This is a genomic window from Streptomyces sp. NPDC093801 (assembly GCF_040701585.1).
GTDB lineage: Bacteria > Actinomycetota > Actinomycetes > Streptomycetales > Streptomycetaceae > Streptomyces.
The window spans coordinates 26,623-46,083 of sequence record NZ_JBFBDP010000053.1; the positions used below are offsets into that span (position 1 = coordinate 26,623).

Here is a 19,461-nt window from a genome sequence, read left to right on the forward strand (position 1 = left end):
AGGGAATCCCTGTTATGACCAAGCTCGCCGTCCGCCTGTCCGTCGCCCTGCGCTCGCACTGGCAGGAGATCAAGGAACACAGCTCCAAGGACCGGGGCGACATCTCCATCACCACGATCATCATCTGGGTCGCCGCCGTCGCCGGGGCCATCGCCATCGCCGGAACCATCGGCATCGTCGTCACCAAGTACCAGGGCAAGCTGTCCGGCATCTGACAGACCGGCATTCCGCACCGCGTAACAGAGGAAGGGGGGCAAGGTGCCAGGACGCCGGGCACTGAGCCGGCCTGCCGAAGGGCGTGTCCACGGCCGCCCCGGCAGGGGCTCATACAGCCGGTGGCGGGGCCTGCGGCGGTACACCGAGCGGGGGGAGGCGTCGATCCAGATGGCGATCGTGTTCCCGTTCGTCATCCTCGTCACCGTCGCGGTCGTCCAGGCCGCGATGTGGTTCTACGCCCGCAACATCGCGTTGACCGCCGCCCGGGAGGGCGTCGCAGCCGCCCGCGTCTACCAGGCCCCCGAAGACGCGGGCGCGGCCCGGGCCCGCGAGACCCTGGGGCGGATCGCGGGCGACAGCCTCGCCGGCAGCACGGTCAGCACGGCGGGCAGCAACGGCGCCGAGGTCCGGGTGACCGTCACCGGCCTCGCCCCGTCCCTGATCCCAGGGGTGTCGGGGCTGAGCGTGTCGCAGTCCGCCGCAGCACCGCGAGAACGGTGGACCACCCCATGACGTCCATCCGCCTTCGGGCAGGGCGGTGGCTGGCGCTGGCCCGGCAGGACCGCGGCAGCGAGACCATCGCGGCCGCCATCGTCACCCCGCTGCTGATCATGCTGCTGTGCCTGGCGATCGCGGGAGGGCGGCTCGTCACCTCCGGCGCGAAGATCGACGCGGCCGCCGAGGACGCGGCCCGCGCCGCCTCCATCTCGCGTACCTACACCGGCGCCCAGGCCGAAGCATCCGCCGCCGCCACCCGCTCCCTGGGCGACCAGGGCATCCACTGCTCGTCGTTGAGCACCAGCGTGGACGTCTCCGGCCTGGCCGTGCCCCTCGGCCAGGCCGGAACGGTGACCGTGTCCATCACCTGCAACGTCACCATGGCCGATCTGCTGCTCCCCGGTATTCCTGGATCCAAGACGTTGACCAGCCGTTTCACGTCCGTCGTGGACGCCTACCGCTCCCGGGAGGGCTAAGCATGCACAACCGCCTGCGGCGGGCCGCCGGACGTCTGGGTGAGGACCGGGGCGGGATCGCCGTCTACACCGCGATCGTCACCGTGGCGCTGCTGGCCGTCATCGGCCTGGCCATCGACGGCGGCGGGAAACTGCGGGCGACCGAACGCGCCGATGCGCTCGCGATGGAGGCCGCCCGCGCGGCCGGGCAGGCCATCGACCCAGCTGCGGCCGTCACCGGCACGGACGTCCGCGTCGACCCGGAAGGGGCCCAGGCGGCCGCCCAGGCCTACCTCGCCCGCGCCGGCGCACACGGCAGCGCCACCCTCTCCGCCGACCGGAGCCGGCTCGACGTCACCGTCCACGGCACCTACCCGACCGTGTTCCTGGCCATCGCCGGGATCGGGTCCATGGACGTCACCGGCCACGGAAGCGCCCGCCTGCTCCACGGCATCACCCAGCCCCAATAGCCCCACCCACCACCGTGAGAAGGACCCGGCCGATGCCGAAGCCCACCCCCGTCACCACCCGGCCGTCCCACAGGGGAGGCGCCCAGACGGCGGCCGCGCTGCTGCGCGCCCTGCTCTCCCTGACCGTTCTGGCCCTGCTGCTGGCCGGGCTGCCCGTCCTGCTGTGGTGGGCCACCAGCCTGGTCGGGCCCCCGGGCCTGGCCGCCCTCTCACATCTGCTGTCCACCGAGGACTCGGGACAGGTATTCCTGCTCGTCCTGGCCGTCGCCGGATGGGCCGGCTGGGCCTGCTTCACCGGCGCCGTACTGCTGGAGATCCCCGCCCAGCTCCACGGCCGCACCGCCCCGCAAATCCGAGGGCTCGTCGGACAACGGGCCGCCGCCACCCTGGTCGGCGCCGTCCTCCTGGCCCTGCCCGCCGGAACCGCCCTCGCCGCCCCCAGCGCCGCCGCACCCGCCACCAGCCCTGCGGGCGTCAGCGCCTCGCCCGTCCCCGGATCCGGCACCCAAAGCGCACCGCGCGCCGACGCCCCGGCCGACGCACCGAGCACTGCGGTGACGTACACGGTGCGCGACGTACGGCCCGCGGAAAGCCTGTGGTCCATCGCCCAGCAGACGCTCGGCAGCGGGGAGCGGTGGACGGACATCGCCGCCCTCAACCAGGGCCGCACCATGGCAGACGGCGCGGTCTTCGACGCCGAGCGGCCCATCCAGCCGGGCTGGGTCCTCACCCTGCCCACCGGTGCCTCCGTCCCGGCTGCCCAGCCAGCGGCCGCCAGCACAGAAGGCAGCGCACCCCAAAGCGGCCAGGCCAGCTATACCGTCCGCGAGGGCGACAGCCTCGCCTCCATCGCGGCCAGCCAACTGGGCTCGCCCGACCGCTTCCAGGAACTCTTCGACCTCAACCAGGGGCAGCCGCTTCCCGGCGGCGGCACCTTCACCGACCCCAACCTGATCTACCCCGGCCAACAGCTCACCCTGCCCCCCGCCAACCCACCCGCCGAACCCGCCGCTCCGACCGCGTCCCCGCAATCCCCCAAGCCTGGGCCGGCCACCCCTCCGGCCGCCACCTCACCTGCCACGGCGGCCCCTCAGACAGCCCCATCCGCCCAGGCACCGGCGCCATCAGCTCCCGCCACCACACCAGCGGCCCAGCTCCCGGCGCAGAAATCCGCTGGCCCGGCGACCGCGCCGAGCTCCCCCGCCACCCACACACCGGCCGCTCCCACCCCGGCCCCGGACGCCCCGCGTGTCCAGAGCACCGCGGCCGGCGTCAACTGGGCGCTGGTCGCCGGGGTCGGGACGCTGCTGGCCGCGTCACTGGCCGGCGCGCTCGGCGTGCGACGGGTCCTCCAGCAGCGTCGGCGCCGCGCGGGCCAGACCATCGCCCAGGACCACGACCCCAACACCCTCGAACAGCTCCTGACCGCAGCCGGCGAGCCCGCCGGCGTCGAAATCCTCGACCGCATCCTGCGCACCCTCGCCCACCAGGCCGCCACCGACGAACGTGCGCTGCCCGCCCTGCGCGGCGTGCTCCTGGCGGGCAAGGAGGTCCGCCTGCTCCTGGACGAGTCGGCCGACCCCGTAGCCCCGTTCACCGCGGGGCCCGACAGCCGTACATGGACCCTGGACCCCGCAGCCGTTCTCCCCGATGCCGAAATGCTGAACGACGTCGAGGCCCCCTACCCGGGCCTGGTCACCCTCGGCGCACACGAGGACGGACTGCTGCTGGCCGACCTGACCACCTGCCACGTCCTTCTCCTGGACGGCACCCCGGAGGAGGTCCTCGAAGTCGGCCGCGCTCTGGCCCTGGAACTGGGAACGTCCGGGTGGACCGACTACAGCGAGATCCTCACCGCCGGTCTCGGCAGCCGCCTGGCCAAGCTCCTGCCGCAAGGCCGGATCCGCACCGTGCCCCACCTGCCGGCCGTCGCCGCCGACCTTGGCGAACTCCTCCTCGAAGCCCACCAGAGCGGCGAGCAGGTCCTGCCATGGCTGATGATCGGCGTCGGCGACCACGAAGGGGAACACCTGGCCCAACTCGCCGATGCTCTCGCCGCCGCCCGGGACCTGAAGACCGCCGTCGTGCTGCCTGCGAGTGAGGCGGCCCAGCGTGTCTTCCCGCACGCCGAGATCATCGACGTCACGACAGGGCAGGAGGCCCTCCTCGCCCCGCTCGGCCTGCCCGTCACCCTGCAACGCATCACCGACGAGCAGTACCGGCAGTACGTCCACGCCCTGGAGGTCTCCACCCAAGACCCAGTACCGGCCACCGGGGCATGGGAATTCGCCGAGAGCCATGACCAGGCGGCCGCATGCGGACAGCCTCTGACCCTACGGTCCACCACCGCCGAGGCCCAGGACCCCGGCAACCCCTTCCCCGCGCTCATCGACGCCTCCCCGGCCACCGCTCCCCAGCCCGTCGGCCACCAAGGCAATGCCGAAGCCGGGCAGTCAGCAGCAGACGGGGCAGAGACGGCGGGCACGGCAGAGCCCGACGAGAACGGCCAGGCCGCCACCGACAAGGCGCCGGTACCCGCCCAAACAGCCGCCGCCGTGCCCGCTAAGGCCGCTGGCGAAGAGCGAGCACCTGTCCGCATCGACATGCTCGGCCCCCTGCGTATCACCGGGACCGCCGCCTCCGCCCACGGCCCCCGCACCGCCGCCGTCGCAGCCCTCCTCCACCTGCGCCCCGGACGCGGCACCGACTACCTGTGCCAGGCCATGGACCCCGTCAACCCCTGGTCCACCCGCACCCTGCACTCCCGGCTGTCCGAACTGCGCAACGTCCTCGGCCTCACCAGCGACGGCCAGCCGCTGCTTCCGCGCCCCAAGAACAGCAGCGGGTACGTCCTCCACCCCTCGGTCACCTCGGACTGGGCCGAGTTCAAGACCCTGGCTGCCCGAGGCCTCGCCGCAGGCCCCGGCGCCGGCACCGCCGACCTGGAAGCGGGCATGGCGCTGGTCCGCGGCCGCCCCTTCGAGGGCCGGACCCTGCCCTGGGCAGACCCCGTCATCCAGGAGATGCTCTCGCGCATCACCGACACCGCCCACACCCTCGCCCGCTGGCACACCGATGGTGACACCCCTGACCTCGACGCCGCCCGCCGCACCGTGCTCCAAGCCCTCGAGGTCGAAGAAACCTCGGAGGTGCTGTACCGAGACCTCCTCCACCTCGAAGTAGCCGCAGGCAACCACGCCGCTGTTCGGAAGGTCATTGCACGAGCCCAGCAGATGGCCCGCACCTACAACATCACCCTCGACGACACCACCGAAGCGACCATCAACGCAGCCCTCACCGGCAAGCTGCCGCATCTGAGCCAGCGACACTGAGGCAATCGCGCCTGCCACGGGCTCGCCCACGGACCAGCTGACCACTGCGGCAGACGGCAAGCTGGCTCTCGTCACCCTCGCCTCTCTTTCAGCAGGTGACATCGCCGAGTTGCGGGCGGTGCCTCGGGCAGCAGCACTCTGTTACCCGGCATCGTCCGGCGCGCTGGGCAGGTGGCGAGCCCGTTTGTGATGTTGCTCAGCGACGAGGTACTTGCGCAGCCGCGAGCCCTGCGGGCACCAGATCTCCCGGGGGCACCGGTCACAGGCGGCAAGGTGTCTCGCGTAATTGGCAGCCGCTGGCGTCGAGCTACGGCTGTCCTCGTGTGCGTCGGACGGCGCTGCTCTTGCTGTGGTGGGAGGCTGGCCCGGTAGGGCCGACGCCAGGGCCCCATCCACCTGAGGCTGAGACACCACCTCTGCCGTCTCATGGTGAAGGGCTTGGTGAAGCCTGGTAGGGGCGTCATGTGACGCCTTTTGATCCGTCACGTGACGCTGTCTGCCTTCGTCACGTGACGCCCCCTCAATCACTTCATCAGCGGGTACGAGGGCGTCACGTGACGCCTCCAGCGCCTGCATCCGGCGCCGATCAGCCGGCGTCACGTGACGCCCTGAGGACTTGGCCCGCTTGTGCCGAAGCCTGCGGTCGTACTCGGAACTGGACAGCACGGCCAGCGCCCTCTCCCAGGCGATGCCGCAGCCTGTCTCGGTGTCGGCGCCAAGAGGGAGCGTGCATGCGTAGGTGGCAGGTCTGGGGTGACGGCCTCCACGGGCGTTCGCTGTCTTCCTGATAAGGCAGACGCCCTCCGCGGCGACGAGGACTTTCTGGACGGTTTCCTTGCTGCACCGTCCGATCGCCATGAGCGTGTCGGTGCCGAGGAAGGCATTCGTGCCGTCCTCGTTCGCCGCCTGGCCAACGGCCTGCAGGATCGCGAAGAACGACGCGCCGAGGCTTTTCCACTCGGGCTGGTCCCGGGTCGCCTTCGGGATGTGCTTGGCGGAGCGGAGCAAAAACCAGCGCCAGGCGTGGGCCGGGGCCCAGCCAGGCCGGATCGCTCCGGGCATGACGTCATTCGGTCCGGCGGTCATATCTCCAAAATACCAACAGAGTTTCTCTGAGAGCAACCCGTGCAGGTTGATGGCTACACCGATGTCAGAGAGTGGGCCTTGGTATCCAGTGTCGAATCCGGGGTCGATATGATGACCCCATGGAGAAGACCGCGAAACAGCAGGCCCGGGAAGCCGTCACCGACCTCGAACTCAGGTTCATCGAAGCCGTAGAACACGGACGACTCCGCGCGGAACTCACCTACGAACAGCTCGGCCGCTACCTCGGCATGTCCAAAAGCCAGATCAGCAAACGCCAGGACGGCCAAATCACCTACACCCTCCGCGACATGCACCACATCAGCCGGCTCCTTGGCATCGACCCCCTGGTCATGGCAGCCGGACTAGGGGCCTGGCTCAACGACATCCACCCCACCGAAGTCCACCACCGCCTCGACACGAACCCAGACACGACCCCTGAACACACGTGAGCGAACTTCGCGCACGCGCTGCAATCCCGGCCCCTCAGCCCTGTTACCGCATCGACTCGGCGGCCTCGCGCAACGGAGCGTAGCTGACCCGGAACTGGCTGCGTCGTACCTTGCGAGGACGTGGGGTTCCTTGTCGCGAAAGCCGCCCGACAGGGATACACCGCCACGCGCCGGCTCCTGGCCGCGACCGCCCGCCGCCCTCCCCCCTCGCTGCTCTCCCACGGCCAGTGGCGTCGAGGGCCCGGCACGGGTTACCCGCGAGCGACGCGCAGCGGGTAGTTGCCCGGTGGTGGGCCGGAATCTCCTGGCCCGGGAGCCGGAGACTGCGTAGCGTGGCGGTCATGCCGATGCCCGTCCTTTACTGCCGTGATGCCTTCAACACTCAACGCGTGGACGGACACTTCGCGCTGGAGGCTCGGGAGGTCCGCGCCTGTGGCGGGACGGTGGGGCTGATCGACCACGCCATCGGAAGCCGGATGCCTTCCTGAAGGGACAGCCAATCGGAGGTGTGCGTTCAGATTGGCCGGGGGCTGTCACCCCCCGATCGCGACAAGTTCGCGCACACCCGTGACTCGGGGGTGGCGTGCACCGAGTTCGGTGACGATCTGGCGGATGGGCGGCCGGTCACGCACCTCTGCGACCGAGACGCGGGCTGCGGCCAGGAGCTGCCCGGCGGTCTCCTCGGGCTTGCCCCACTGCCACCACGCCCGCGCGAGGTCCGTGTGCATCCGGCCCTTCCGCTCGGCGGTGGCGAACTGCCCGGGCTGGAGGTTGCGGCCGACTTCGAGTGCGGTGCCAGCGTCGCCAAGAGCCCAGTGCACGCCGACAGCGTAGAGGTCGACGGAGGCCGGAGTGATGGGGAACAGCCGGCCGCTCGGGGCCTGGTCGGGGAGGTTCCGGGCGGCATGCGAGGCCTCGCGAATCATGGCAAGAGCCTGGTCGCGGTTCCCGGCGACGGCTGCGGTGTACGCCGTGGTGCACAGCATCTGGGCGTAGGCGGAGGCCTGTGCATCGGTGGCCAGCCCCGTGGCCTCCACGCGTACGGCGGCGGCCTCGATGTGGCGCTGGGCGGCCGTCTCCTGGCCCTGGTGGCGCAGGACGGCTGCGAGTTCGCGGGCGGCGGCCGCGGCCGCGAGCGGGGATCCGGAGACCTCGGCGTAGGCCGCGGCCCGGTCCGCGGTGATCCGGGACGTCCCGTAGGCGCCAAGCTTGTTCAGCAGGGTCGCGGCGAGGGTGTAGGCGGAGGAGAGGCGGGCGTAGTCGAGGTCCCGGCGACCGCCGGCGGCCTGGTGGGTGTCGCCGAGCAGGCCCGGCAGCGTTTCTAGCAGCTTCGAGTGGCGGCCGGTGTCGAACAGGGTGCGTGCGTCGGCGAGCCGGGTGTCCAGCGGCAGGGGGGAGCCTGTGGGGTCGGGTGGGCTGGCGAGCGCTGTCTCCAGCCCACCCAGCAGGCTCACGGGCGCGGCGAGGCCGACGGCTGCGAGGACGGTACGGCGGCGCATCGGGTCCTCCTGGTCAGGCAACGGATCACGCTCAACTGTAGGGCGCGCCCGCGCCCTTAACCCTAAAGAGGACGCGAGCAGGTCAAGGGGAACCCCGACTTCCTCGGCGGCGCGGCGCAGCAACTGGACGTCACTGTGGCGGCCGGCCTCCAGTCGGGAGACGGTGGAGGCCGAGCAGCGCAGTCGGGCGCCGAGGTCGCCCTGGCGGAGGTCGAGGGCTTCCCGGCCGATCCGTACGAGACCACCCGGGTCGTGCTCTTCCACCAGTGCGAGGGCGCGGCGGCTGGTCCAGAGCGGATCCGTGCTCATGGGGCGCCCTTCGTCGGTCGGCCCAGGGGTCTGCCGCCCCCACCATAGAGGCGGTGAGCGGCCGTGCGCAGTGCGTGTGCAGAATCTGCAAACGGCGTGCGCGATCTGCATCTCACATCCCGGGCTGGCCACGGAGTGTGGTGTCGTGGTCACGGACACCGCGGCGGGGAACTGCCGGCGTGGGGGCCGAGTCAGAGGCACCATTACCTACGTGAGGGGAGCACAGCATGGGCAAGGACAAGGGCGGAAGCAGCGGTGGGGGCGGGAGCCACGCGAAGCCGAACCCGCCGCTGAGCGGCGGCACCCCGCCGCCCGGGAACAGCGACGGGAAGGTCGACTCCCCGCCGCCGCCCTCCGGCAAGCGCAGGGGCTGACTTTTCGATGACCCTCGTGCGTCTTGATGAGCGCCGCCGCTCTCTGGCGGAGGCCATGGACGCCCAGGGATGGCCGGCGGACTCCGAGTGGGTCCGCCGCGCCATCCTGGAGACCGTCCCCCGACACCAGTACGCCCCCGACCGGCTGTGGACATGGAACGGCCGGGACGCGTACGTCCCTGTGGAGCGCGGCAGCGATCCGGATACCTGGGCCGGCCTGGTCTACGCCGACCCGAACGACTCGGCGATCACTCAGATCCTCGACGACCTGCCCAGCTCCAGCCTGTCCTGCGTCTCCGTCGTCGCCGACATGCTCGACTCACTGGAACTGGAGCCCGGCCACCGGGTCCTGGAGGTCGGCACCGGCGCGGGCTGGAACGCCGGGCTGCTCGCCGCCCGGGCCGGTGCCGGTCAGGTCACCACCGTCGAGGTCGATCCCGGCCTCGCGGCGGCCGCCGAGCGGCGGCTGACGGCGGCCGGGCTGGACGTGGCCGTGCACGCTGGCGACGGACAGACCGGCTGGCCCGCGGGCGCGCCGTACGACCGGCTGATCGCCACCTACGCCGTCGACACCGTCCCCTGGGCCTGGATCGAGCAGACCAGACCCGGCGGCATCATCGTCTTCCCCTGGGGACGCCTGGGCACCATCGCCGTCACGGTCGCAGAGAACAGCGCCTCGGCGACGGGCTGGGTGCACGGCCTGGGGATGTTCATGCCCAGCCGCGGCACCGACCAGGGCCGCGAGTTCCACCAGATCCGAAGCGACGGGGGACCCGAACGCGAGACCAAGGTCGACACCGACCTGCAACCGCTCACCGGGCCCGACGCCCTCTTCGCCCTCCGCGTGTCCCACCCGGACATCCGGATCACCACCGAGCGCGGCGAGCGGGGCCTGACCGTACGACTCCACGACGGCATCAGCTCCTGGGCAACTGCGATCACCGATGCGTCGGGCACCACTGTGGTCCACGAAGGTGGCCGGCGGCGCCTCCTGACGGAAGTCGAGGCCGGTCTTCAGCACTGGGGCGCGCAGGGTTCCCCGTCTCCGTTCAGCTTCGGGATGACCGTCACACCCGACACGCAGTACGTCTGGGCCGGTACCGAGGAAGCAGGACCGTACAGGCCCTGAGGCGCTGAGTTCAGGTGCCTGCGAACGACGACTGTCCACTGTCAGTCCTTGCGGCAAGCTGGTCGGACGGCGTGCCCTCCCCGATCCCTGCGGGGAGGGCACGACCGGAGACTAGCGACCGCTGGTGTGCACGGTGAACGTGTACCACGCGGCCTGCGTGAACGACAGGACCGGCTGGCCACCGGCCTCGCCAAGCTGCTTGGAATCGCGGACGCTGACCGGCTTGTCGGCCTGGTAGCGGGCCTCAACGCACTCACCGCTGGGGTTACCGCTGTAGGGCGACTTGAAGCACTGGCTGTGCGGTCGCGACATCCGAGCCTCCTAAAGGGTGGTGGTGAACGCCGTCCAAGCCTTCGCGGAGAAGTCGAGGACGTCGTATGTCGCTTCATCCTTACGCTTGGAGTCGCGCACGCACACGGCGCCCGGCTGCCGGTTGGCCTCCACGCAGTTGCCGTTGGGGTCGCCGCTGTACGAGGACTTGAACCAACCGTCGTTCTGGGTGGTGCTCATCTCTGATCAGACCTCTCGTGAGAGTTGTTCGAGGAACTGCGGGGTTTCGTAGGGAGGCAGGGCGCCCTGGGCCAGAGCCTCGAAGCGCCGATGGAACTGCTTGGTCTGCCGTTCCTTCGAGGAGACGCGCGTCGTTCCGTCCACCGTGGCGCTGGCGACTGCGGGCGCCAACCGTTGCTCCGGGGCGAAGCTGAAGATCCCGAAGTCGCCACCGATCGCTCGGTAAGTGGGGGCCCGCTTCGGGATGATCTGGATGGTCACGTTCGGCAGCTCGTTCAGCTCAGCGATGGCCCGAAGTTGTTGGCGCATGATTTCGGAGCTGCCGACCACATTGGTGAGCGCGGCCTCGTCCATGATGCAGGTTAGCTCCATCCCCTCCTCAGTGATCCGCCGCTGCCTCTTGATACGGATATCGACGGCCTGCTCGATGAACTCTTCGGTCGTGTCGTGGGCGAGCTTCGCCGACCGAATCAGCCAGTGAGCGTAGTCCGGTGTCTGAAGCAAGCCGTTAACGACGCCGTGGCACCACCACTTCGCATCGTTGGCCCCTGACTCCATGGCGAGGTAGAGGTTCATCCCGGACGGGAGGTAGGAGACGCTGGTGGTCCACCAGTCCTCGCCCTTCGCCTGGCGGTGCCAGTCCATCAGCATCGCGCGGTCCGCCTTGCTCAGGTTGTACCCGGCGAGTAGGGCGGCGAGCTGCTCTATGCGTCGGAAGCCGGTGGTTCCGCTCTCGACATTGTGCACGGTCGATCCGGCGCATCCGGCTTCTTTCCCCGCCTGAGCGAGCGTCAGGCCGGCTTGCTCCCGCAGGCGCGTGAGCTCCTGCCCCAGCACGATCCGGAGGAACGTCTTGCCGACGTTCGCTGCCATCTCGTCACCTCCTGTTCGGTTCGCCGCTGCATCGTGCCGGTTCGTCTCTGGGATACCCCGGTGCGCTTCGAAAGTCTCCCGGTCTTCTTCGAACGGTGCAGGGTGCGCGGCTAGTTGGCCCTGGTTCGCGTCTGTCATATACCACTTCACCTTCAGGTGGCAATCACCCCCCATACAGATTGAAATTCAAGTTGAAGAAGGAGCAACGTAGTTGTCGGCCGCTCCGGCGGCCCCCTGGTGTGAGGCCAGCCGTGGCTCCGTTGTGCCGTGTCGAAATACGGCCTCACACCGCCCCCGACTGGGACGGAGAGGGCACCGATGGGAACGATCAGCAGATTCCGGCCCGCAGGCCACAACGAGCACGTGCGTCCGGTTGACCGGCGGGTGGCGGGGCCCGCGCGGAGCCGTGTGGAGGTCCTCGGCGAGCTCCGCGAGGAGTTCAACGCGGCATCGACCGCGCGGGTCCGCCTCGGGGACGGGGCGCGGCGCCTGGTGGCGTACGCGTTCGTCGCCCCCGGGGAGTCCCCGGTGGTCGCGCTGGCGGCCGCGCGGCGGTACGCCGAGCGAGAGGGCCACCGGGTGATCCGGGAGTTCGCCGATGCGACGGGTCCACTGGACCCGCGCCGGCGCCCGGGCTACCTGGAAGCGCGCCGCTTGGTGAGCGCCGGGTACGCCGAGGGCCTGGTGGTGCGGTCGATGCAGGACATCAGCATCGACCTGGACGAGTACGAGCTGGAGATCCGGGACCTGGGCGAGAAGTCGGCCTTGGTGCTGCTGGAGCGACCGGAGGAGTCAAGGTGAGCGTGGAGAACGACGTGGTCGCGGAGGATGCCGTCGACCTGGCGGCGCCGCCGTTCGGTGTGCCGCCGGTCTCGTTCGCCGCGCCGATCAACCGGGACCCGCTGTGGGACATGAAGAACGATCTGCTGCTGCTGGCGGTTGATGTGGTCTACAGGGACGCCACGAAGGTGCGGACGGTGCTGCGGCTCCGGCCCGGCCGGGTGGAGCTGCTCCACAGCCAGCTGGACAGGGCCTTGAGGGAACGCGACAAGGCGAAGGCGTCGTACGAGGACGACGACGAGTCGTCTGACGGTGGCGCCTGGTGAGGGGACGACGGTGGGGGTGGAGGCAGTGGGCGTTTCAGCTGCTGATGGTGGCGGTCGGGATCGCCGTGGTGGTGCTGCCGCTGATGTGGGCGGCGGCCAGCCGGTGAGCCTGCCCAAGCGGGTGCCGATGGCGAGTCTGCCAGAGGAGTTCGTCCCGCCGTCCGTGATCGGCCTGGGTCTGTTCAGGCCATCGGTGTGGCCGTGCCGGGGCGCCCGGCGGCGGGTGGTGGCCGAGTCTTTCGGTCGGCGAGGGGAGTCGCGGTGACGTCGCTGGGCCCTGACTGGGTCCTGCCGCTGGCCGGGGCCATGTTGGCGCTGGCTGGGCAGGTGTACGTACTGACGGACGTTTTGGAGGCCGGCGAGCGTACGACTCCTCACTACCCGGTGATGTCCGAGGAGCAGATCGAGATCTTGGGCAAGGACTGGGCGCATATGGAGACGTGGCCGGTCGGCTCGCGCACAGCTGTACTCCTGTCGGGCTACGGCCTGTAGAGACCCCGTCCCGGGCAGCAATACAGGGGCTTGGACCCGAGACGGTTCCGAATCCGGCAGCAAACGCATCCACATCACCAGGCAGCTGCCGGTTCCGGCCACCCTACCTTCCTCGGCGGGGCGGCCAGCACCGCAGGACCGCCCCGCAGTACGGGGAGTCCGCCCCCCGTGGGGCGGCCATTCCGTGCACGTCCGTCCCCAGGTCAGTCACTCCTGGGGCGACGGCGTGCACAGTCACCTCCGGGTGCGCAAATGGCCCTTGCGGTCTCGGAGTACGGCGTCGTGAGGCCGCCGCCTGTGCCCGGGCTTCCGCCAAGGAGCCCGTCCGGCGTCCGGAGCGGGGAGTCGAGTGAGTCCGGGTGACTCCCGCCGCGCAATCGCTCTCGTATCAGTCGAACAACGGAAGAGGTGCCATGCACAAGATCGCCCTTTACGGGCTGCCGGGCGCTGGGAAGACCATCGCGGCTCGGGTACTCACCGAGGACCTCGCCTCCGAGGGAATCCAGGTCGCCCGCCTCAGATTGGCGGAGCCCCTCTACCAGGCGCAGCGAGCCATCTACGCGTTGGCGAATCGGCCGCTGGCCGACGAGAGCCAGCAGGACGGCCGGCTCCTGAACATGCTCGGCACGGAGATGCGGCGCATCAACCCGGCGGCACTGACGGGACCGTTCGTCTTCCGGGTGCGTCAGGCCGAGAAGGAGAACTCGGACTCCGTGCTGCTGTGCGACGACCTGCGCGCCCCGGACCTCGAGACCGTGATCAACCTCGGGTTCCGGCTCGTCGAGATCAGCGCGCCGGCCGCCCTGCGCAGGGCCCGCCGACAGGCGCGCGGGGACTTGGCCGCCGGGGACGAGAACCACCCCACCGAGGCGCCGCTGACGGTGGAGCCGTGGCGCAGGATCGACAACGCTGGCGATCTTTTCGAGTTCCGGACGCGTGTCGGCCTGCTGGTCAAGGAGCTGAGGTCGTGATCCTGACCGGGCCCGAGATCCAGCATCAGCGCGGCCTGGGCGCGCTGACCATCGAGCCGTTCACCCCTACACAGCTCAACCCCGTCTCCTACAACTATCGACTTGGGCCGGTGCTGCGTACCCACCGAACGCGAACGGCCGACACCCACAGGCAGCTCGACCTGGACGAGGTCGAGATTCCCAAGGGCGGCCTGGTGCTGATGCCCGGCCGGGTGTACCTGGGGACCACAATGGAGACGATCGGCAGCAGTGAGTTCGTCGTCTCGCTGATCGGCCGCTCCTCCGTGGGCAGGCTCGGGCTGTTCGTCCAGTACAGCGCCGACCTGGGCCAGCTCGGAGCCTGCCACCGCTGGACTCTCGAGCTCAAGGCCGCCCAGTCGTTGCGCGTATACGCGGGCATGGTCATCGGCCAGGTCAGCTTCTGGGTCGCCACCAGCGGCCGTCTGCCCTACACCGGCCGGTTCGGCCGGATCGACGAGGCCACCGTTCCACTGCCCGGGCTACTGGCCCCGGCCGCCGTCGCCCACACCTGAGGAGACCTCCCGTGATCCTGACCGGACCGGACATCGCCGCCGAGCGCGAACGCGGCCGCCTCGTCCTGGACCCCTTCCACCCCGCGCAGGTCCAACCGAACAGCTACGACCTGACGCTGGGCCCGACCCTCGTCTACTACACGGCCGAGGTCCTCGACACCCGCACGGAGAACCCCTACGTCGAGGTGAAGATCCCCGAGGACGGGTTCGTGCTGGAGCCGCACCGCATCTACCTCGGTGCCAGCGTCGAGGTCATCGGCAGCAACTTCTACGTGCCGCGGATCAGCAGCCGGTCGGGCGCGGCCCGGCTGGGCCTGTTCAGCCACTGCACGGCCGAGCTGATCGACATCGGCTCGATCGGCCAGACCACCTTCCAGTTCCACACGGTGGAGCCGCTGCGGGTCTACGCCGGTGACCGGCTGGGGCAGGTGGCGTTCGTCCGGGTCCAGGGCGACGTCATCCTCTACGACGGCAAGTACCAGGGCAGTCGCGGCCCGCAGCCCTCCAAGATCCACCACGACATGTCGGCGGCGGCAGCCTGATGAGGGCCGGCGAGGTCCCGAACCCGGCCGCCGACTACAGCGACTCCCTCGCCCGCGGCCTGGTGTCGGCGGCGTTCGAGGCGATCCGGGACCGCTATGTGCTGGCCCGCCACCAGATCGCCGCCGCGGTCGTGGACGCCGACGGGCGGGTGCACCTGGGCCTGCACGTGGACGCCATGGTCGGGCGGGCGGCGGTCTGCGCGGAGGCCGGGGCACTGTCGGCGGCCCGCCTGGTCACCAGCGCCGACCTCCTCGCGGTGGCCGCCGTCCGCTTCCCCAAGCCCACCGAACCGCCGTACGCCCGCGTCGTGCCCCCGTGCGGGCTGTGCCGCGAGCTCCTCCTGGACCACGCCCCACACATCTCGGTGGTCCTGCCCCACCCCGCAGCCCCGCTAACCCCGCTCGGCCGCCTGCTGCCCCACAAGTACGTGGGCACCAAGTGGCCCGCACCGCTCACCCACCCCTGAACAGACCGAGTCAAGGAGACCTGTCATGAGCCGGACCGACTTCCGCACCGCCGCCCTCGACGCCCTTGCGCAGGAGGTCATCCCCGAGCGGCACTTCGAGTTCTCCATGGAGACCGCCCGCGACCGCTTCTTCAACGACACCCGGATGCTGGACGTCAAGCAGGACGTCCACAATCGCTTCCGCACCAACCCGACGTCCATGGTCGGCCACATGATCAACAACCTGGCCCTCACCGGCCAGGAGGACCTCCTGGACCTCGGGTGCGGCAACGCCTTCGTCCTGGAGCACCTGCGACCCCACCTCGCCGACGGCACGATCACCGGCCTCGACGTCGCGCCCGCCGTCCTGGAGGCCGCCCGGGCCCGCATGCACGGCACCGCCACCCCATGCACGTGGATCGAAAGCAGCGCCGACGACCTGTCGATGCTCGCCGACGACTCCTTCGACCGGGTCATGGCCAACTACATGATCCACTACGTGCCCGACCTCGACGCCTGCTTCTCCGAGGTCCGCCGCGTCATGCGCGACGGCGGCATCTTCCAGCTCACCACCGACCGCCCCGACAGCATGCTGGAGATGTACCAGGTCCACTTCACCGCCCTGAAGGCGATGAACGCCCCCGCAGACCTGTTCAAGGCCACCCCCAAGGGCCGGCTGTCCCTGGACAACGGCGCCGCACAGCTCTCCGCACACTTCGAGACCGTGAAAAGGGTCACGTGGCAGGACCAGCTCCGCTTCATCGACCCCGCCCCGTTCATGCGCTTCTACCAGGTCGGCCACAACCACTGCTGCGCCTCCTCCGAGCCCGACGAGCGCCTCGACGAGGCGTTCTTCGCCGAGTTGCGCGAGCGCGTCGCCGACCAGGTCACCGAGGCGATCCAGAAGAACGGCTACTTCGCGGTCACGAAGTACACCGGCAGCTTCCTCTGCTCCTGACCACGCCGGTGCGCCGCCCGGCCAGCGGGCCGATGATGCGCAAGAGGCGTTGGTAGCGTCGGGGGACGTCCCGCCGGCCGGTGCGGGACCAGTCCACCGACGGAAAGAGCCCCCTGATGCCCGCGAACCCGACGATCCGCAGGGCCGTGATCCCTGCCGCCGGACTCGGCTCCCGCCTCCTGCCGCTGACCAAGGCCACGCCCAAGGAGATGCTCCCGGTCGGTGACCGGCCCGTCATCGAGCACACCGTCCGCGAGCTCGTCGCCTCCGGCATCACCGACATCACCATCGTCGTCTCCGGCGGCAAGAGCCTCATCCAGGACCACTTCCGCCCCAACCCGGCCCTGGTCGAGCAACTGCGCGCGGACGGCAAGAAGGAGTACGCCGACGCGGTGGAAGAAGTAGGCGAGCTGGCCCGCCAGGGCCACATCACCTACCTCGACCAGCACGGCCCCTACGGCAACGGCACCCCCGTCCTGAACGCCGCCCGCTCCTTCGGCGACGAACCCGTCCTCGTGCTCTGGCCCGACGACGTGTTCGTCGCCGAGGTCCCCCGCGCTCAGCAGCTCATCCGCGCCTACGAGAGCACCAACTGCCCCGTCCTGGCCCTGATGCCGATGGCACCGGCCGAGTCCCAGCGCTACGGCGTCCCCGTTGTCAAGGAAGACCTCGGCGAGGGCCTGCTGCGCATCACGGGCCTGGTCGAAAAGCCCAAGCCGGCCGACGCCCCCTCCGCCTACGCGGCGATCGGCGGGTACGTCATCACCCCCGCGATCATCGACGAACTCCGCGAGCAGACCCGCCGCTGGTACGAGCACCGCCAGGGCGAGATCTACCTGACCGACGCCATCAACGCCTACGCCGCCAGCCGGGCCGTCTACGGCCAGGTCATCTCCGGCCGCTGGTACGACACCGGCAACCCGGCCGACTACCTCGTCGCGCAGATGGCCACCGCCCTCGCCCACCCCGAGTACGGGCCCATCCTGCGCAAGCTCGCCCTCGAATCCGGTGACCCCCACACCACCCCGCGCACCAGCTGATCCGCCGCTCCCTTCGGGCCGCCGCCCACCGCGAGCGGCCCCAAGGGAGTCTCAATGACTGAGTCAAGCCGCCTGCGTGGCCGGCGGGGCGGAGGTGAAGATCCTTCCGTCACGCAGCAGCGCCCACAACACGCTCGCTCGTCGGCGGGCCAGGGCGATGACGGCCTGGACGTGTTTGCAGCCCTCGCCGCGCTTCTTGAGGTAGAAGTCCCGGTTCGGGCCCTCGCGGATGATGCTGGTCTGCGCGGACAGGTAGAACACGCGCCGCAGGCGGCGGCTGTAGCGCTTGGGCCGGTGCAGGTTGCCAGTCCGGCGTCCGGAGTCACGTGGCACCGGCACCAGTCCGGCTGCCGAAGCCAGGTGGCCAGCGTCGGCGTAGGCCGACAGGTCGCCGGCGGCAACGACGAATTCGGCTCCGAGTATTGGTCCCATGCCGGGCAAGGACTCGATGATCTCGGCCTGCGGGTGACTGCGGAACGACTCGCGGATCTGCTTGTCGATCCGCTTCAGCCGGTCGTCGAGATCCAGGACCTGAGCCGCCAGGTCGGCGACGATCTGTGCGGCGGCGTCCTCACCGGGCAGCGGGGTCTGCTGGGCCTGGGCGGCTTCCAACGCGGTCGCGGCGACCGCGTCGGCACCCCGGACACTGCGGTTGGCCAGCCACGCCGTCAGCCGGGCCCGGCCGCGGCGACGGATGGAGGCCGGCGTCTGGTAGCCGGTCAGCAGCACCAGCGCACCCTTGTGGGCCGAATAGTCGAAGCCCCGCTCCAGCGCGGGGAAGACGCCGGTCAGTACGTCACGCAGGCGGTTGATCATCCGCACCCGGTCGGCGACCAGGTCCGAGCGGTGGGCGGTCAGCAGCGCGAGGTCGGCGGCCAGCTGGGCGGGCACGTCGATGGCGGCGAAGTCGCTGCGGTGGCGGGCGGTTTCGGCGATGACGTAGGCGTCGCGGGCGTCGGTCTTTGCCTCGCCGCGGTAGGCGCCCGACATGCGGTTGACCGTGCGTCCGGGCACGTAGACGGCCTGCTGGCCGTGGGCCGCGAGCAGCGCGAGCAGCAGCGCGGAGGACGTACCGGAGATGTCCACTGCCCAGTGGACCCGGTCCGCCAGGTCGAGGATCTCACCAAGTGCGGTCAGGATGGCCGACTCGTCGTTGTCGACCTTCTTCGACCACAGGGTTGCGCCGGTCTCATCGACCACGGCCGTCCAGTGGTGGCCTTTACCGGCATCAACCCCGGCCCAGACCTGATCCTTCCGCTTGCTCATGTGCCCCTCCTTGTTCCACCCGGCATGCCGTTGGCCCGAGGAACATCCCGCTGTCATCTCCGTAATCAGCGACCGCACACAGCGCGCACATCTCAATCAGCAGCCAGGGCGCCCCGGAGAGCTGGACGGCCACTCCCTGGGAGCCACTGAAGGCAAGCACCCATAAGCCACACCCGGCCCTCCCGGGCCGACTAACAACTTACGGAGCCCCCATGCCACCTGCCACGCCCGTCTACGAACCCGTCATCGACCAGCACGACACCTGGATGGCCGTCAACCCCGTCCAGGGCTGCCCCAAGCGGTGCCGCTACTGCTACCTGGAAGACCTCGGGCTCACCTCCGTCAAACCGAGGGTGCTCGCCACCCCCGCCGAGACCGTCGAGCAGCTCCTCGCGCACCGCTACTACCACCCCGCGCTGGTCCTGGCCCTCTACACCTGTACCGACGCCCTGGCCACCCCGGCCACCCGCGCCCACCTCACCGCGCTCCTGGACCTGCTGGGCGCCTCCACCGTCCGCAACCCGGTCTGCATCATCACCAAGTGCGCCATCCCCGACGACGTCGTGGAATGCATCGCCCGCAACCGCGCCGCCGGCCTGCCGATCCTGGTCTACCTCAGCTACTCCGGCCTCGGCCCCGACATCGAGCGCGGCATCGACCACACCGCGCTGCGCGCCAACTTCCCCCGCCTGCACGCCGCCGGCATCCCCGTCATCCACTACTGGCGGCCCGCCCTCCCGCAGAACAGCACCCCGCAGGCCATCGAGCACGTGATGGACCTCGCCGTCCGCTACGCCGCCTGCACCGTCGCGGTCGGCACGAAGGTCAAGCCCACGGCGATGGACCAGATCACCCAGCTGTGGCCGGCCCTCGCCGACCCCGCCCTGGACCCGCGCGCCGCCGACTC

Annotated in this window: 24 protein-coding genes and 1 pseudogene; 19 read left to right on the plus strand and 6 right to left on the minus strand. The window is 70.2% G+C overall.

Annotation, left to right across the window (positions count from 1 at the left end; genetic code table 11):
* Positions 1 to 14: 14 nt before the first annotated feature.
* From AB0469_RS37875 to AB0469_RS37895, 5 genes are all read left to right on the plus strand, one after another.
* Positions 15 to 215 (plus strand): hypothetical protein, encoded by a 201-nt coding sequence (locus AB0469_RS37875; protein ID WP_366456129.1) that lies wholly within the window; start codon positions 15 to 17, stop codon positions 213 to 215.
* 130 nt (positions 216 to 345) lie between these two features.
* Positions 346 to 729 (plus strand): TadE family protein, encoded by a 384-nt coding sequence (locus AB0469_RS37880; protein WP_366456154.1) that lies wholly within the window; start codon positions 346 to 348, stop codon positions 727 to 729.
* A complete protein-coding gene (locus tag AB0469_RS37885; RefSeq protein WP_366456130.1) occupies positions 726 to 1,190 on the plus strand; it encodes a TadE/TadG family type IV pilus assembly protein in 465 nt (154 codons plus the stop codon). Before AB0469_RS37880 ends, AB0469_RS37885 begins: the two co-directional genes overlap by 4 nt.
* 2 nt (positions 1,191 to 1,192) lie before the next feature.
* On the plus strand, positions 1,193 to 1,639 hold the full coding sequence (locus AB0469_RS37890; protein WP_366456131.1) for a hypothetical protein: 447 nt from the start codon (positions 1,193 to 1,195) through the stop codon (positions 1,637 to 1,639).
* Between the two features lie 32 nt (positions 1,640 to 1,671).
* Positions 1,672 to 4,971 (plus strand): LysM peptidoglycan-binding domain-containing protein, encoded by a 3,300-nt coding sequence (locus AB0469_RS37895; RefSeq protein WP_366456132.1) that lies wholly within the window; start codon positions 1,672 to 1,674, stop codon positions 4,969 to 4,971.
* A 141-nt stretch (positions 4,972 to 5,112) separates the two neighbouring features.
* Here the strand turns inward: AB0469_RS37895 and AB0469_RS37900 are convergent, their stop codons facing one another.
* A complete protein-coding gene (locus AB0469_RS37900; protein WP_366456133.1) occupies positions 5,113 to 6,057 on the minus strand; it encodes a hypothetical protein in 945 nt (314 codons plus the stop codon).
* A 119-nt stretch (positions 6,058 to 6,176) separates the two neighbouring features.
* Here AB0469_RS37900 and AB0469_RS37905 point away from each other — a divergent pair, with 119 nt between their 5' ends.
* Entirely contained in the window at positions 6,177 to 6,506 is a 330-nt protein-coding gene (locus tag AB0469_RS37905) for a helix-turn-helix transcriptional regulator (protein ID WP_366456134.1), read from the plus strand.
* A 341-nt stretch (positions 6,507 to 6,847) separates the two neighbouring features.
* Positions 6,848 to 6,994, plus strand: coding sequence for a hypothetical protein (locus AB0469_RS37910; protein ID WP_366456135.1), 147 nt, complete (start codon positions 6,848 to 6,850; stop codon positions 6,992 to 6,994).
* A 45-nt stretch (positions 6,995 to 7,039) separates the two neighbouring features.
* Here AB0469_RS37910 and AB0469_RS37915 read toward each other — a convergent pair whose 3' ends face one another.
* Entirely contained in the window at positions 7,040 to 8,314 is a 1,275-nt protein-coding gene (locus AB0469_RS37915) for a helix-turn-helix transcriptional regulator (RefSeq protein WP_366456136.1), read from the minus strand.
* Between the two features lie 227 nt (positions 8,315 to 8,541).
* Between AB0469_RS37915 and AB0469_RS37920 the strand changes: the two genes are divergently transcribed.
* Both AB0469_RS37920 and AB0469_RS37925 read left to right on the plus strand, forming a co-directional pair.
* The gene (locus tag AB0469_RS37920) at positions 8,542 to 8,688 is read left to right on the plus strand and encodes a hypothetical protein (protein ID WP_366456137.1); all 147 of its coding nucleotides are present in this window, start codon (positions 8,542 to 8,544) and stop codon (positions 8,686 to 8,688) included.
* A gap of 7 nt (positions 8,689 to 8,695) precedes the next feature.
* A complete protein-coding gene (locus tag AB0469_RS37925; RefSeq protein ID WP_366456138.1) occupies positions 8,696 to 9,817 on the plus strand; it encodes a methyltransferase domain-containing protein in 1,122 nt (373 codons plus the stop codon).
* Between the two features lie 111 nt (positions 9,818 to 9,928).
* Here AB0469_RS37925 and AB0469_RS37930 read toward each other — a convergent pair whose 3' ends face one another.
* Genes AB0469_RS37930 through AB0469_RS37940 form a run of 3 tightly spaced genes read right to left on the minus strand, consistent with a single transcriptional unit; the run spans position 9,929 to position 11,200 of the window.
* Positions 9,929 to 10,129: a DUF397 domain-containing protein gene (locus tag AB0469_RS37930; protein WP_366456140.1), complete on the minus strand. Its 201-nt coding sequence runs from the start codon at positions 10,127 to 10,129 to the stop codon at positions 9,929 to 9,931.
* Between the two features lie 9 nt (positions 10,130 to 10,138).
* Positions 10,139 to 10,327, minus strand: coding sequence for a DUF397 domain-containing protein (locus tag AB0469_RS37935; RefSeq protein ID WP_366456141.1), 189 nt, complete (start codon positions 10,325 to 10,327; stop codon positions 10,139 to 10,141).
* Positions 10,328 to 10,333: 6 nt separating this feature from the next.
* Complete coding sequence (locus tag AB0469_RS37940) at positions 10,334 to 11,200, minus strand: helix-turn-helix transcriptional regulator (protein WP_366456142.1); 867 nt, start codon at positions 11,198 to 11,200, stop codon at positions 10,334 to 10,336.
* Positions 11,201 to 11,563: 363 nt separating this feature from the next.
* Here AB0469_RS37940 and AB0469_RS37945 point away from each other — a divergent pair, with 363 nt between their 5' ends.
* From AB0469_RS37945 to AB0469_RS37985, 9 genes are all read left to right on the plus strand, one after another.
* The gene (locus AB0469_RS37945; protein ID WP_366456143.1) at positions 11,564 to 12,001 is read left to right on the plus strand and encodes a hypothetical protein; all 438 of its coding nucleotides are present in this window, start codon (positions 11,564 to 11,566) and stop codon (positions 11,999 to 12,001) included.
* The gene (locus AB0469_RS37950) at positions 11,998 to 12,306 is read left to right on the plus strand and encodes a hypothetical protein (protein WP_366456144.1); all 309 of its coding nucleotides are present in this window, start codon (positions 11,998 to 12,000) and stop codon (positions 12,304 to 12,306) included. The genes AB0469_RS37945 and AB0469_RS37950 overlap by 4 nt, the downstream gene beginning before the upstream one ends.
* A 261-nt stretch (positions 12,307 to 12,567) precedes the next feature.
* Complete coding sequence (locus AB0469_RS37955) at positions 12,568 to 12,798, plus strand: hypothetical protein (protein WP_366456145.1); 231 nt, start codon at positions 12,568 to 12,570, stop codon at positions 12,796 to 12,798.
* 413 nt (positions 12,799 to 13,211) lie between these two features.
* Positions 13,212 to 13,769: a hypothetical protein gene (locus AB0469_RS37960; protein ID WP_366456146.1), complete on the plus strand. Its 558-nt coding sequence runs from the start codon at positions 13,212 to 13,214 to the stop codon at positions 13,767 to 13,769.
* Positions 13,766 to 14,302, plus strand: coding sequence for a deoxycytidine deaminase (locus AB0469_RS37965; protein WP_366456147.1), 537 nt, complete (start codon positions 13,766 to 13,768; stop codon positions 14,300 to 14,302). Before AB0469_RS37960 ends, AB0469_RS37965 begins: the two co-directional genes overlap by 4 nt.
* 11 nt (positions 14,303 to 14,313) lie before the next feature.
* Positions 14,314 to 14,844 (plus strand): dCTP deaminase, encoded by a 531-nt coding sequence (locus AB0469_RS37970; protein ID WP_366456148.1) that lies wholly within the window; start codon positions 14,314 to 14,316, stop codon positions 14,842 to 14,844.
* Positions 14,844 to 15,311, plus strand: coding sequence for a hypothetical protein (locus tag AB0469_RS37975; RefSeq protein WP_366456149.1), 468 nt, complete (start codon positions 14,844 to 14,846; stop codon positions 15,309 to 15,311). Before AB0469_RS37970 ends, AB0469_RS37975 begins: the two co-directional genes overlap by 1 nt.
* 25 nt (positions 15,312 to 15,336) lie before the next feature.
* Positions 15,337 to 16,248, plus strand: coding sequence for a class I SAM-dependent methyltransferase (locus tag AB0469_RS37980; protein WP_366456150.1), 912 nt, complete (start codon positions 15,337 to 15,339; stop codon positions 16,246 to 16,248).
* Positions 16,249 to 16,364: 116 nt separating this feature from the next.
* Complete coding sequence (locus AB0469_RS37985; protein WP_366456151.1) at positions 16,365 to 17,288, plus strand: UTP--glucose-1-phosphate uridylyltransferase; 924 nt, start codon at positions 16,365 to 16,367, stop codon at positions 17,286 to 17,288.
* A gap of 63 nt (positions 17,289 to 17,351) precedes the next feature.
* Here AB0469_RS37985 and AB0469_RS37990 read toward each other — a convergent pair whose 3' ends face one another.
* On the minus strand, positions 17,352 to 18,554 hold the full coding sequence (locus AB0469_RS37990) for an IS110 family transposase (protein ID WP_366456152.1): 1,203 nt from the start codon (positions 18,552 to 18,554) through the stop codon (positions 17,352 to 17,354).
* A gap of 212 nt (positions 18,555 to 18,766) precedes the next feature.
* Here AB0469_RS37990 and AB0469_RS37995 point away from each other — a divergent pair.
* Positions 18,767 to 19,461: pseudogene (locus AB0469_RS37995) on the plus strand (hypothetical protein); the annotation flags it as partial.

Excerpts from the sequence above, each read along its gene's own strand:
- AB0469_RS37875 (WP_366456129.1), top strand. The coding sequence starts at position 15 with ATGACCAAGCTCGCCGTCCGCCTGTCCGTCGCCCTGCGCTCGCACTGG.
- AB0469_RS37885 (WP_366456130.1), top strand. The coding sequence starts at position 726 with ATGACGTCCATCCGCCTTCGGGCAGGGCGGTGGCTGGCGCTGGCCCGG.
- AB0469_RS37890 (WP_366456131.1), top strand. The coding sequence starts at position 1,193 with ATGCACAACCGCCTGCGGCGGGCCGCCGGACGTCTGGGTGAGGACCGG.
- AB0469_RS37895 (WP_366456132.1), top strand. The coding sequence starts at position 1,672 with ATGCCGAAGCCCACCCCCGTCACCACCCGGCCGTCCCACAGGGGAGGC.
- AB0469_RS37900 (WP_366456133.1), bottom strand. The coding sequence starts at position 6,057 with ATGACCGCCGGACCGAATGACGTCATGCCCGGAGCGATCCGGCCTGGC.
- AB0469_RS37905 (WP_366456134.1), top strand. The coding sequence starts at position 6,177 with ATGGAGAAGACCGCGAAACAGCAGGCCCGGGAAGCCGTCACCGACCTC.
- AB0469_RS37910 (WP_366456135.1), top strand. The coding sequence starts at position 6,848 with ATGCCGATGCCCGTCCTTTACTGCCGTGATGCCTTCAACACTCAACGC.
- AB0469_RS37915 (WP_366456136.1), bottom strand. The coding sequence starts at position 8,314 with ATGAGCACGGATCCGCTCTGGACCAGCCGCCGCGCCCTCGCACTGGTG.
- AB0469_RS37920 (WP_366456137.1), top strand. The coding sequence starts at position 8,542 with ATGGGCAAGGACAAGGGCGGAAGCAGCGGTGGGGGCGGGAGCCACGCG.
- AB0469_RS37925 (WP_366456138.1), top strand. The coding sequence starts at position 8,696 with ATGACCCTCGTGCGTCTTGATGAGCGCCGCCGCTCTCTGGCGGAGGCC.
- AB0469_RS37930 (WP_366456140.1), bottom strand. The coding sequence starts at position 10,129 with ATGTCGCGACCGCACAGCCAGTGCTTCAAGTCGCCCTACAGCGGTAAC.
- AB0469_RS37935 (WP_366456141.1), bottom strand. The coding sequence starts at position 10,327 with ATGAGCACCACCCAGAACGACGGTTGGTTCAAGTCCTCGTACAGCGGC.
- AB0469_RS37940 (WP_366456142.1), bottom strand. The coding sequence starts at position 11,200 with ATGGCAGCGAACGTCGGCAAGACGTTCCTCCGGATCGTGCTGGGGCAG.
- AB0469_RS37960 (WP_366456146.1), top strand. The coding sequence starts at position 13,212 with ATGCACAAGATCGCCCTTTACGGGCTGCCGGGCGCTGGGAAGACCATC.
- AB0469_RS37975 (WP_366456149.1), top strand. The coding sequence starts at position 14,844 with ATGAGGGCCGGCGAGGTCCCGAACCCGGCCGCCGACTACAGCGACTCC.
- AB0469_RS37980 (WP_366456150.1), top strand. The coding sequence starts at position 15,337 with ATGAGCCGGACCGACTTCCGCACCGCCGCCCTCGACGCCCTTGCGCAG.
- AB0469_RS37985 (WP_366456151.1), top strand. The coding sequence starts at position 16,365 with ATGCCCGCGAACCCGACGATCCGCAGGGCCGTGATCCCTGCCGCCGGA.
- AB0469_RS37990 (WP_366456152.1), bottom strand. The coding sequence starts at position 18,554 with ATGAGCAAGCGGAAGGATCAGGTCTGGGCCGGGGTTGATGCCGGTAAA.